General features: G+C 69.0%; 13 protein-coding genes. 3 read left to right on the top strand and 10 right to left on the bottom strand.

Going from position 1 to position 11,957, the window contains the following annotated elements; genetic code table 11:
- Nucleotides 1–10: 10 nt before the first annotated feature.
- The 4 genes from AC4PMY_RS17830 to AC4PMY_RS17815 all read right to left on the bottom strand — a co-directional run bounded on the left by AC4PMY_RS17830 (nt 11) and on the right by AC4PMY_RS17815 (nt 2,801).
- Complete coding sequence (locus AC4PMY_RS17830; protein WP_064296965.1) at nt 11–373, bottom strand: RNA polymerase-binding protein RbpA; 363 nt, start codon at nt 371–373, stop codon at nt 11–13.
- A gap of 127 nt (nt 374–500) precedes the next feature.
- The gene (locus AC4PMY_RS17825) at nt 501–1,280 is read right to left on the bottom strand and encodes a glycerophosphodiester phosphodiesterase family protein (RefSeq protein ID WP_064296966.1); all 780 of its coding nucleotides are present in this window, start codon (nt 1,278–1,280) and stop codon (nt 501–503) included.
- A 7-nt stretch (nt 1,281–1,287) separates the two neighbouring features.
- Entirely contained in the window at nt 1,288–2,307 is a 1,020-nt protein-coding gene (locus AC4PMY_RS17820; protein WP_491623314.1) for an SPFH domain-containing protein, read from the bottom strand.
- Between the two features lie 2 nt (nt 2,308–2,309).
- The gene (locus tag AC4PMY_RS17815) at nt 2,310–2,801 is read right to left on the bottom strand and encodes an NfeD family protein (RefSeq protein ID WP_064296968.1); all 492 of its coding nucleotides are present in this window, start codon (nt 2,799–2,801) and stop codon (nt 2,310–2,312) included.
- A gap of 194 nt (nt 2,802–2,995) precedes the next feature.
- Between AC4PMY_RS17815 and AC4PMY_RS17810 the strand changes: the two genes are divergently transcribed.
- Entirely contained in the window at nt 2,996–3,760 is a 765-nt protein-coding gene (locus AC4PMY_RS17810) for an SDR family oxidoreductase (RefSeq protein WP_071260252.1), read from the top strand.
- Nucleotides 3,761–3,829: 69 nt separating this feature from the next.
- Here AC4PMY_RS17810 and AC4PMY_RS17805 read toward each other — a convergent pair whose 3' ends face one another.
- Nucleotides 3,830–4,423 carry an HdeD family acid-resistance protein gene (locus AC4PMY_RS17805; protein WP_175484355.1) on the bottom strand — a complete coding sequence of 198 codons (594 nt, stop codon included), beginning with the start codon at nt 4,421–4,423 and terminating at the stop codon, nt 3,830–3,832.
- Between the two features lie 167 nt (nt 4,424–4,590).
- Here AC4PMY_RS17805 and AC4PMY_RS17800 point away from each other — a divergent pair, with 167 nt between their 5' ends.
- Nucleotides 4,591–6,963, top strand: coding sequence for an ATP-binding cassette domain-containing protein (locus tag AC4PMY_RS17800; RefSeq protein ID WP_491623313.1), 2,373 nt, complete (start codon nt 4,591–4,593; stop codon nt 6,961–6,963).
- A gap of 524 nt (nt 6,964–7,487) precedes the next feature.
- Complete coding sequence (locus AC4PMY_RS17795) at nt 7,488–8,066, top strand: TetR/AcrR family transcriptional regulator (RefSeq protein ID WP_491623312.1); 579 nt, start codon at nt 7,488–7,490, stop codon at nt 8,064–8,066.
- A 21-nt stretch (nt 8,067–8,087) separates the two neighbouring features.
- Here the strand turns inward: AC4PMY_RS17795 and AC4PMY_RS17790 are convergent, their stop codons facing one another.
- From AC4PMY_RS17790 to trpD, 5 genes are all read right to left on the bottom strand, one after another.
- Nucleotides 8,088–8,312, bottom strand: coding sequence for a hypothetical protein (locus tag AC4PMY_RS17790; RefSeq protein WP_124769389.1), 225 nt, complete (start codon nt 8,310–8,312; stop codon nt 8,088–8,090).
- 84 nt (nt 8,313–8,396) lie between these two features.
- Nucleotides 8,397–9,107, bottom strand: coding sequence for a dihydroxyacetone kinase phosphoryl donor subunit DhaM (gene dhaM / locus AC4PMY_RS17785; RefSeq protein ID WP_491623311.1), 711 nt, complete (start codon nt 9,105–9,107; stop codon nt 8,397–8,399).
- Entirely contained in the window at nt 9,104–9,748 is a 645-nt protein-coding gene (gene dhaL / locus AC4PMY_RS17780) for a dihydroxyacetone kinase subunit DhaL (protein ID WP_491623310.1), read from the bottom strand. The genes dhaM and dhaL overlap by 4 nt, the downstream gene beginning before the upstream one ends.
- Nucleotides 9,749–9,752: 4 nt before the next feature.
- Nucleotides 9,753–10,754 carry a dihydroxyacetone kinase subunit DhaK gene (gene dhaK, locus AC4PMY_RS17775; RefSeq protein ID WP_079003935.1) on the bottom strand — a complete coding sequence of 334 codons (1,002 nt, stop codon included), beginning with the start codon at nt 10,752–10,754 and terminating at the stop codon, nt 9,753–9,755.
- 116 nt (nt 10,755–10,870) lie between these two features.
- Nucleotides 10,871–11,932 (bottom strand): anthranilate phosphoribosyltransferase, encoded by a 1,062-nt coding sequence (gene trpD, locus AC4PMY_RS17770; protein WP_064296975.1) that lies wholly within the window; start codon nt 11,930–11,932, stop codon nt 10,871–10,873.
- Between the last annotated feature and the right edge of the window lie 25 nt (nt 11,933–11,957).

Below are 11,957 nucleotides of genomic sequence, written 5' to 3'. Positions count from 1 at the left end.
GGGCTCGGTGTCACGCGCTCTTCTGCTGGCCGCGCCGGGCCCGGAGATATGAGAGGCGCTCTTCGAGCAGCTCCTCGAGCTCATCGCGCGAGCGGCGCTCGAGCAGCATGTCCCAGTGGCTGCGGGGCGTCTTCACGTCACCGCGGTCGACGACGACGGGCTTCGAGTCGACGAGGAGGACGGCCTCCGCACCGCAGTGCCGGCACTCCCACAGTTCGGGGACTTCCGCGTCGGCGGCGAAGGTCATCGTGGTCTCGCGCTCGCAACTCTGACACCGGTAGATGTGGTTGCTCCGCGCCGAGAATATGACGCCCTCTTCCGTTTGTAGACTCTGGGCGCCCAGGCGCATTCCGCGCAAACTGCGATCTGCCATTGTGTGGTCTCCTCTCGCTCGGCATCCACAGTTATAAACCCACAAGCTGGGTAAACTGTTCCGTTCACCCATCTAGCTATCAGCTCATGCCCAGCTGGAGCCACGCCGGATGCGGAGAGCTGAGCCGTCAGCGTGAGCGGACCACGTCGAGCGCGAGATCACAGCGGTCGGTGACGAGGCCGTCGACGCCGAGATCCAGTAGGCGTCGCATGTCGGCGGGGTCGTTGACCGTCCACACGTGCACCTCGACGCCGAGGGCGTGCATCTGTGCAAGGAGGCGCTTCGTCACGACGGGCACGCCGCGGAACCGTTCGGGCACCTGGAGCGCCTGGACACCGGCGAGCGACCGGCGGAGCGCTCCGCGGAGCCCGAGGGCGGCTGCGGGGAGGACGCGGAGCAGGATCCGGGCCGACGCGGATGATGCCACGGAGTCGGCACCGGCCTCCAGCCCCACGGCCCGCACGATCGCGGAACGTCTGCCTTCATCGAAGGAGGTGACGAGCACCCGATCGGCGGCGTCGGCACCGATGATGGCGGCAGCCGCCGGTGCAGCCGCGGCCGCGGCCTTGATGTCGAGGTTGAAGCGTGCTCCGGGGAACTCGGCCAGCGCCTCCGACAACGTCGGGATGCGATCGCCGCCGAGGTCGATTCGCTGGAGATCCGCGAGTTCGAGGTCGGCGATCGGTCTCGGATCGCCCGTGATGCGGCGCAGGGACGGGTCGTGGAAGAGGACGGCGTGTCCGTCGCGCGTGCAGTGCGCATCGGTCTCGACGTACTCGGCGCCGGCGGCCAGGGCACGACGGAAGGACGACAGCGTGTTCTCGGGAACCCCCGGCCCGGCCAGCCCTCGATGGGCGAGGACCCGAGGGCGGGCCGGACGGAAGTAGGGGAGGACCGCTGTCGTCACCGCGTGCTCAGCCCTCGGGCTGGACGGGGGTCGTCGGTGCCGGAGGCGTCTGGGGTGACGCGGTCGGCGCTGCGGCGAAGGAGGGCGCCTGCGCAGCTGCGGCCGCCGCCCGTGCCGTGGCCGCAGGGTCGCGGGTGTTGCCCGGCCCGAAGGCGGAGCCGATGCCCTTGAGCGCCTCGGTCAGTTCGCTCGGGATGACCCAGAGCTTGTTCGCCTGGCCTTCCGCGAGCTTCGGGAGCATCTGCAGGTACTGGTAGCCCAGGAGCTTCTCGTCGGGGTCGCCGTCGTGGATGGCCTTGAACACCGTCTGGATGGCGGACGCCTCACCCTGTGCACGGAGCACAGCCGCCTGGGCATCACCCTCGGCGCGGAGGATCTCCGCCTGTCGCGCACCCTCCGCCGTCAGGATGGCCGACTGCTTGGTTCCCTCGGCGGTGAGGATGAGGGCTCGACGGTCGCGCTCTGCCCGCATCTGCTTCTCCATGGAGTCCTGGATGGAGAGCGGCGGGTCGATCGCCTTGAGCTCGACGCGTCCGACGCGGATGCCCCACTTGCCGGTCGCCTCGTCGAGCACGATGCGGAGCTTGCTGTTGATCTCGTCGCGGCTCGTCAGCGCCTCCTCGAGGTTCAGCCCACCGACGACGTTTCGGAGCGTCGTCGTGGTCAGCTGCTCGACGGCACCCAGGTAGTTCGCGATCTCGTACGTCGCGGCTCGGGCGTCGGTCACCTGGAAGTAGACGACCGTGTCGATCGAGACGACGAGGTTGTCTTCGGTGATCACCGGCTGCGGCGGGAAGGAGACGACGGTCTCGCGCAGATCGATGAGCGGCCGCAACCGGTCGATGAAGGGGATGAGCAGGTTCAGCCCCGGCAAGAGGGTCTTGTGGTACTTGCCGAGCCGCTCGACCACACCGGCGCTCGCCTGCGGGATGATGCGGATGGATCGGAACAGCACCACCAGTACGAAGACGACGACGATGGCCGCGATCACCCAACCGATGATCGCTCCTGATGAGATGTCGTTCACGACTACTCCTTCTGCTCGCCCAGCGGTGCCGGGTGGGTCGGGACGGGGACGACGACGGCGGTGGCGCCGTCGACGACGGACAGGACGATGCGCGTGCCGGGCTCGAGAGACGACGCGGGGGAGTCGTGCGGGGTCCTGGCGGTCCAGACCTCGCCGTTGCCGAGCTTCACCTGGCCACCGTGCGGGGTGACCGTCGAGAGCACGAGCCCCGGCATGCCGAGGAGCGCATCGACGTTGCTCTTCGCCGGGTCAGCACCGCGTTGCAGCGCTCGGAGCAGCGGCGGCCTGACGGCCAACAGGAGCAGGAGGGCGGCAGCGGCTGCGATGAGCAGCTGGAGCCACCACGGAGCGCCGAGGAGGCCGGAGAGCAGCCCGACGGTGCCGCCGAGCGCGAGCATGAGGAAGGTGAACTCGAGCGACAGGATCTCGATGATGACGAACACGAGGATCAGGACCAACCAGGCGATCCAGGCGTACTCGGTGATGACGTCCATGGTGCGGATTCCTCCCGGATCGGCTCTCGCGTCTGCCGCCTCGCAGTCCGGGGGAGCGCGAGACGGTGCGCCGGTCGGGTTCAACGCTATCAGCTGGGCGGACCATCGAACCGGATCCGTCTGCCGGTTGTTGGTAAGGTCGTTGGCTGGAACCAGCCGCCGATGAGCGGCCCCAGATCTGAAGGAGCCCTCACGTGACGAACCCCCTGGCCGCCGGATCCCTCTCCGGGAAGAACGTCCTCGTGACGGGCTCGTCCCGCGGCATCGGTGCCGACACCATCCGGTACTTCGCCGGTGCCGGCGCCAACGTCGTGATCAACTACCGGAACAAGGAGGCGCGCGCCGTCAAGCTCGCCGACGAGGTGCGAGCCCTCGGTGTGCAGGCCCTGGTGGTCGGGGCCGACCTCACCGACCCCGCCTCGGTCGCCGCGATGTTCGCGACGACGAAGGCCGAATTCGGCGACCTCGACGTCCTGGTGCTGAACGCCTCCGGAGGGATGGAGAGCGGCATGGCCGAGGACTACGCGATGCAGCTCAACCGGGACGCACAGGTGAGCGTCGTCGAACACGCGCTCCCGCTGCTCCGCCCCGGCTCGCGGATCGTGTTCGTCACGAGCCACCAGGCGCACTTCATCCGGACCACGCCGACGATGCCCGAGTACGTGCCGGTCGCGACCTCCAAGCGCGCGGGCGAGGACGCGCTCCGCGCCAAGCAGGACCAGTTCGACGCCGCCGGCGTCGAGTTCGTGGTCGTCTCGGGCGACATGATCGAGGGGACCATCACCGCGACCCTCCTCGAACGCGCCAACCCCGGTGCGATCAGCTCCCGCAAGGAGTCGGCCGGTCGCCTCTACAACGTGGGCGAGTTCGCGGCCGAGGTCGCCTCGGCCGCCGTGGACCCGATCCCCGAGGACCACACCCGCTACGTGGGGGACACGAGCGACTTCGTCGCCGAGTAGGCGACGATCCCGACACGACGAACGCCCGGTCCCTCGAGGGCCGGGCGTTCGTCGTCCTGCCACCCGGGGTCAGCCGGCGAGACCGGCCCGCTTCACCTGCTTGCCGAAGGTGATCGCCTGGATGATCTCGACGACGCCGGCCGCGATGAGGAAGAACGCGGTGACGAGCAGGAGGGTCACGGCGGCGAGCAGCGGGTTCGCGAGGACGAACACGCCGGCGACGACGCTGATGACGCCGTAGAGGACGGTGATCCACCGCGACACGTCCGGTGCCGAGTCGAACAGCGAGGCCACGCCCTCGACGATCCAGGAGACGCCGATCACGAAGACGAGTGCGCCGATGCCGAGCAGCGGATCGATGAAGATGTAGACACCGGCCGCCAGCAACAGCACTCCGAACACGATCGTGAGGACCCGCCAGAGTCCGCCGTGCTCCCGGGCGACGACGCCACGAGTGATGCGGGCGATCCCGGCGATCAGGAAGTAGACGGCGAAGATCCACGCGACGGCGACCAGTGAGGCCTTCGGCGCGACCAGCAGGAAGACACCCAAGAGGATCGTGAGGATCCCGCCGACGGCGAAGGCCCATCGGACACCGGAGATCTGGCTCGCGGTCAGCTTGGCGGAGTTCAGCGTGTAGGTGGTGGTGGATGGGTCGGACATGGTCGGCTCCTGACGGTGGACAGTGCGGCGCTCCCGAGCGGACCGGGTGCGTTCCACCAGTGTGACGCATTCACACAGGTGTTTCACAGCATGACCTTCCATGTCGAGCGGATCCACTGTCGATCGAGGCGAGACGCCGGCCGATGACGACGGATACGCTGATCGCCATGACCGAGACGCCGATGCACACCAGGGCCGCCGACAGCCACGACGTCATCAGGGTCAGGGGTGCCCGCGAGCACAATCTGCGCGACGTCGACGTCGACCTCCCCAAGCGCCGCCTCACCGTGTTCACGGGCGTGTCCGGCTCGGGGAAGAGCTCCCTCGTCTTCGGGACGATCGCCGCCGAGTCACAGCGGATGATCAACGAGACCTATAGCGCGTTCGTCCAGGGCTTCATGCCGTCGCAGGCGCGGCCCGATGTCGACGTGCTCGAGGGACTCACCACGGCGATCATCGTCGACCAGGAGCGGATGGGCGCGAACTCGCGTTCGACGGTGGGCACGGCGACCGACGCGAACACCATGCTGCGCATCCTCTTCGGTCGGATCGGAGACCCGTCCATCGGCTCTCCGCAGGCCTTCTCCTTCAACGTCGCCTCGATCAGCGGAGCCGGAGCGGTGACCATCGAGCGCGGGGGCCAGAGCACGAAGGAACGGCGGAGCTTCTCGATCACCGGCGGCATGTGCCCGCGGTGTGAGGGGATGGGGACGGTGAACGACATCGACCGCTCCCAGCTCTACGACGCCACGAAGTCGCTCAACCAGGGCGCGCTCACGATCCCCGGGTACACAGCAGACGGCTGGGGCGTACGGATCTTCACGGGATCCGGATTCCTCGACGCGGACAAGCCCATCCAGGACTACACGGAGCGGGAGCTCCACGACTTCCTCCACAAGGAGCCGGTGAAGGTCAAGGTCGGCGACATCAACATGACCTACGAGGGCCTGATCCCGAAGGTGCAGAAGTCGTTCCTCTCGAAGGACCGTGAGGCGATGCAGCCGCACATCCGCGCATTCGTTGACCGTGCCGTCACCTTCACCACGTGTCCGGCGTGCGACGGGACCCGACTGAGCGAGGCCGCACGGAGTTCGCGCATCGCCGGTCGGAACATCGCCGAACTGTGCGCGATGCAGATCAGCGACCTCGCGGCGTGGACCCGGGCGCTCGACGAACCGTCGGTGCGCCCACTCCTGACGGTCCTCCAGGAGACGCTCGACTCCTTCGTCGCCATCGGGCTGGGGTACCTGTCACTCGACCGCACGACGGGCACCCTCTCCGGTGGGGAGGCGCAGCGCACGAAGATGATCCGCCACCTGGGGTCGTCGCTCACCGACGTGACCTACGTGTTCGACGAGCCGACCGTCGGACTGCACCCGCATGACATCCAGCGGATGAACGAACTGCTCCTGCGGCTCCGCGACAAGGGGAACACCGTCCTCGTCGTGGAACACAAGCCGGAGACGATCACGATCGCCGACCACGTCGTCGACCTCGGTCCCGGAGCCGGGACCGGCGGGGGACAGGTGACGTTCCAGGGGACGGTGGACGGCCTCCGAGCGAGCGACACGCTCACCGGACGCCACTTCGACGACCGCGCCACGCTCAAGCCAGTGTTGCGTCGACCGACCGGTGTCATCGAGATCCGTGGCGCCGACCGGCACAACCTGCAGGGCGTCGACGTCGACGTGCCGCTCGGCGTCCTCGTGGTCGTCACGGGTGTCGCCGGCTCGGGCAAGAGTTCGCTCATCCACGGCTCGGTCGCCGGGCGTCCCGGTGTGGTGACGGTCGATCAGAGCCCGATCCGCGGCTCGCGTCGCAGTAACCCGGCGACGTACACGGGTCTGCTCGAGCCCATCCGCAAGGCGTTCGCGAAGGCCAATGGGGTCAAGCCGGCGCTGTTCAGCTCGAACTCGGCGGGAGCCTGCCCGAACTGCAACGGCGCAGGTGTCGTCTTCACCGATCTCGGCGTCATGGCGAGCGTCTCGACCGTCTGCGAGGTGTGCGAGGGCCGCCGGTTCGATGCTTCCGTTCTGGAATATCAGTTGGGGGAACGGGACATCAGCGAGGTGCTCGCGATGTCGGTGACGGAGGCCGAGGCCTTCTTCGCCGACGGGCCGGCCCGGACGCCCGCCGCGCACCTCATCCTGGCGAGACTCGTGGACGTCGGGCTCGGTTACGTCAGCCTCGGACAGCCGTTGACGACCCTGTCAGGAGGCGAACGACAGCGACTCAAACTGGCGACGCAGATGGCCGACTCGGGCGAGGTCTACATCCTGGACGAGCCGACGACGGGCCTGCACCTCGCTGACGTGGAGAACCTGCTCGGACTCCTGGACCGACTGGTGGACTCCGGCAAGTCGGTCATCGTCATCGAGCATCATCAGGCGGTCATGGCGCATGCGGACTGGATCGTCGACCTCGGACCCGGCGCAGGTCACGACGGCGGACGTCTGGTGTTTACCGGGACGCCCGCAGCGCTCGTCGCCGATCGCTCGACGCTGACCGGAGAACATCTCGCTCGGTACATCGGCTCCTGACGCGCCCCGGTCATCGTCGCGATCCTCAGGTCGGTGATGCATGCCGACGTGACCCGATCCGGCCCCGCTCGCGGCGGGCTGGAAAGAGCCGATAATGCACATTATGTCAACTCAACTTCATCCGGCATGCCAAGCCGCCCGTTCCGGAGGTCCTGCCCCAGGGTCGTCACCGCGTGGATCCGATCGTGCAGGTGCGACTCGGCGAAGATGCTGTCGACGTGCATATCCACCGCGGGGGCGATAGTTGGAAGCGCCGGACATCACGCGATCCGACAGCCCGACGACGATGCACCCGTACACCTCGAGCTCACGCGGGCAGGGGGTCCGGCAGGTGGACTGTCCCGCCTGCTCCCCCATGATCGCCCGGCCGTCCACAGGACGGCGGAGTGCTCGATGAGAACCACCGGCGCTCCACACTCCGAGCTGCGCGCAACAATCGATCGGAACAGAAATCACCTCTGATCTGGCCCGAATTCATAGAGCGCGTGCGCTAGAGTAGGCGCTCTAGGAATATGGGAGCAGTCATGCCGAGGATCGTCGACCCACAGCGGTTCACCGCGCGCCAGACCGCGATCCTCGCTGCGGCCTACCGCTGTTTCGCCGCCGAAGGGTATGAGACCACCTCGACGGCGGACATCTGCCGGGCGGCGGACATCTCCTCCGGGACCCTGTTCCACTACTTCCCCACCAAGCTCCACATCCTGGTCACGCTGCTGCGGGTGAGCGCCGCCTGGACCGAGGAGCAACTGCACCTCGCCACGCGCGCCGGGCTTGGGCGACCCGCCTTGGCCACCTACCTCGGCGCACTCGACCGCCAGCGGGCTGCCGACCAGACGGCCGGTTTCGCACGCGCGGTCCAGGGCATGGCGCACGTCCACGACGTGGCGGCCGTCCTCGACGTCGAGCGGGACATGGTCGACCGCTTCCTGCTCGACCACATCACCGAGGCGGTTCGCACCACCGCAGCCCGCTCCGACGCCACGCCGGAGCAACTCGTCCGATGGGTGCGCTGGCTCATCGACGGCAGTGCTCTCCACGAGACGTCGGCGTCGCGCGAGACCGCTGTCAGTGTCGCCGTCCGGTCGTTGCTCCTCCTCGGATGACGGCGCCGGCCGCCGGGGTCGTCAGGCCGACGGAGCAGGTCGATCGGGGTCCTGGTCCCAGAGCGGCATCCCGAACTCGTTGACCGGGATGGCGGACTGCGCCGGGTCCGGAAGCCGCTCCCCCGTCGGGCAGGTCATGAAGTGATCGTGCCCGGAGGAACGGTCGAAGGTGTGCTCGGCGAGCGGATGGCCACAGACCGTGCACTGGCGGTCTTCGGTGTCCGACGTCTTCGTCTGCTCGTTCATGCGGGTCATGCTACGCCGACCGTCGACGTCGACCACCCCGTTGCGCCCGGAGCGCCGACCTGCTTCCGCTCCGAGCGCGACCGGTCAGACCTCTCCGAAGCCGGATTCGATGAGCGATGCGAGTGCCTCGATGGCATCCTGCGCGTCCGGACCGTCCGCCTGCAGGTCCACGACCGCCCCCTTGACGAGGCCCAGTGACATGATCCCGAGCAGGCTCTTGGCGTCCTTCCCGTTCACGACCACCTTGGCCGCGAACGTGCTCGCCAGCTTCACGAACTCGGCAGCGGGTCGAGCGTGGAGCCCGTCCTTGTTCCGCAGGGTCACCGAGGCTGCGGCGTGGGACGCCGTCGGATCGTCGGAGCCGCCCGCCCGAGTCGCCTCGTCGGCACCGTGCCGGGCAGGGCCACCGCCGGCTGCCGACCGCGCGGCGGCGACGACCTCGTCGAGCGACGCGCCGGTCTGCGCGGCCACGGCCGCGGCGACCCCACCCTCGACGAGCGGGGCGTCGACGATGCGCACCCGGCCTCGGCCGTCGTCGTCGAGGAAGTCGAGTGCCGTCTCAGCGGTGAGGATCGCCGACCCCAGATCGCACAGCACCACCACCCCGGCCCCGGAGTCCACGGCCGCGATCCCGGCGGAGACCAGCTCGAAGCTCGTGCCGATCCCTCCCTCATCGGTACCACCGGCTGCGGCGAGGGCCGCGTCGGGCGCCATCTGCCGGGCCAGGGCGATGAGCCCCTCCGCGATCAGCGCGCTGTGCGACACGAAGACGAGGCCGACGGCTCCCCCGCTCATGCAGCGCCCTCCTCAGCGGCCGCCGCCGCAGCTTGCAGGAGATAGGAGGTGGACTGCGCCCCAGGGTCGCGATGCCCGACGGCCCGTTCACCGAGGTAGCTGGCGCGACCCTTGCGGGCGACGAGCGGCTCGGTCGCCGCGGCGCCACCCCACGCGGCGTCTGCAGCGGCTGCCAGCACCCGTGCCGGCGACTCCCCCGCTGCCGCCGCAGCGGATGCAGCGTCGACGGCGGGCGTCCACGCGTCGACCATGGTCTTGTCGCCGACCTCGGCCTTGCCACGGAGCACGATCCCGTCGCGCGCCGCCGCCAGCAGGGCGACGACGGCATCGGCGTCGAGATCCTCCTGACCGGCCACGGCGATCGACGCCTTGAGCAGCGCGGTGCCGTACAGCGGGCCGCTCGCTCCTCCGACGGTCGAGATGAGCGTCGTCGCGGCGAGCTTGAGGATGTCGGCGGGTGTCGCATCGTCAGGCTGCTCGTCGAGCTTCGGCAGGATCGCGGAGAACCCGCGGTCGAGGTTCTCGCCGTGGTCGCCGTCCCCGATGTCACGGTCGAGCGTGATCAGCTCCACGCGATGCTCCGCGACGACCGCCGCACTCCCCCGCATCCAGGCGATCGCCCAGGCTCCGTCCAATCCCATCCGTCTACCGTCCCCACCGGAGCGCCGCGGTCTGCACCGGAGCGTCCCACAATTCGATCAGTTCATCGTCGAGTTTCAGGAGGGTGATCGACACACCCTGCATCTCGAGGCTGGTCGTGTAGTTCCCCACGAGCGACCGTGCCACCTCGATCCCGCGCTCCGCGAGCGCCTCGGCCACACGGCGGAAGACGATGAGCAACTCGACCTGCGGCGTCCCGCCCATCCCGTTCACCAAGACGAGGGCACGCTCGTCGGGTGCGTACGGAAGGTCCTCGAGGATGGCGGCGAGCAGCCGGTCGACGATCCGGTCGGCGGGCTCCAGGGGGATGCGTTCACGGCCGGGCTCACCGTGGATACCGATCCCGATCTCGATCTCGTCGTCGGCCAGGGTGAAACTCGGCTCGCCCGCGTGCGGGACGACGCACGGGGTGAGTGCAACGCCCATCGTGCGGGTGCGCTCGTTGACCTTGGTCGCGAGGTCGGCGACCTCGTCGAGGCCTCCCCCGGCCTCGGCACGAGCCCCGGCGAGCTTCTCCACGAGGACGGTGCCGGCGACACCCCGACGTCCCGCCGTGTAGAGCGAATCCTTCACCGCGACGTCGTCGTCGACGATGACCGAGCGCACCTCGATGCCCTCGGCCAGCGCGAGATCGGCCGCGGTCTCGAAGTTGAGCACGTCACCCGTGTAGTTCTTGACGATGTGCAGGACGCCGGCACCACCGTCCACCGCCTTCGTGGCGGCGAGGATGGGGTCCGGAGTGGGCGAGGTGAACACCGGGCCGGGCACGGCGGCGTCGAGCATCCCGAATCCGACAAACCCGCCGTGGAGGGGCTCGTGCCCGCTGCCGCCGCCGCTCACGATCCCCACCTTCCCGGCGACCGGGGCATCGGCTCGGGCGATGAACACCGGGTCGAGCGACACGGTGACGAGGTCGGGGTGCGCGGCGCCGAATCCGGCCACCGCCTCGACGACGACGTCTTTGGGATCATTGATGAGCTTCTTCATTGAATCCTCCTGCAAGATCGGTTCGGGTCCGCCGACCGGGTATGCCGGCATCGGGTCTCAACCTACGCGCTGCGGCCCACCGCCGGTAGGGCCGGAGAACCCGGCCACGGCGCGGATCAGCGCGAGCCGAGCGTACGGGTGGCGTCCACCCAGGCGTCGAGTGTCGTGGTCGCCGCACCCGAGTCGATGACGGCCGCGGCGGACACGAGCCCTGCGGCGAACCGCTCGAGGATCGGCCGCTGCGCCTGCATCGGATCCTCCGACAGCTCGAACGCCACGATCCCCGCCGCGGCGTTCAGCAGGACGATGTCGCGGACGGGACCCTCCTCGCCGGCGAGCGTGGCGCGCACGACACCGGCGTTGTGCTGGGCGTCACCGCCGATGAGATCGTCGATCGACGCACGGCGGATGCCGAGTTCCCGGGGATCCAGGTCGTGCTCGGTGACGGCTCCGCGGGTGATCTCCCAGAGGTGGCTGTGTCCAGTCGTCGTCAGCTCGTCGAGTCCGTCGTCGCCCCGGAAGACGAGGGCGGTCGCCCCACGCGTCTGGAACACGCCCACGAACAGCGGGATGCGGTCGGCGTGCGCGACGCCGACCGCCGACGCCTCCGGGCGGGCCGGGTTGACGAGCGGACCGAGGAAGTTGAAGACCGTCGGCACGCCGAGCTCCGCACGGACCGCCCCTGCGTGGCCGAAACCGGGGTGGAACGCCGCCGCGTACGCGAAGGTGATGCCCGTCGACGCCAGCACCTCCCCCACCAGGTCCGTCGGCAGGGCGAGGTCGACGCCGAGCGCCGAGAGCACGTCGCTCGATCCCGAGGCGGAGCTCGCCGCGCGGTTGCCGTGCTTGATCACGGGGATGCCCGTCGCGGCCGCGACGATGGACGCGGTCGTCGAGATGTTGACCGTGCCGAAGCGGTCGCCGCCGGTGCCGACGATGTCGAGGGCCCGGGACGGGGCGACGAGGGGCTTCGCGTGGTCGAGGATCGCATCGCGGAACCCGACGATCTCGTCGACCGTCTCCCCCTTGCGGCGCAACGCGATCAGGAAGCCGGCCAGTTGAGCGTCCGTCACCTGGCCGGTCATGATCCGTTCCATCGCCCACGTCGACTCCGACACACTGAGATCGGTTCCGGCGAGCAGGTCGCCGATGAGCGTCGGCCAGGTCGTGAGAGGCATGTCGACGATCTTACAAGCGCGACTC

The sequence above is a fragment of the Plantibacter sp. MDV22-iso1 genome (genome assembly GCF_058408345.1).
Note: the sequence above shows the minus strand (reverse complement) of the source record. Positions and strands in the feature narration are given on the sequence as shown.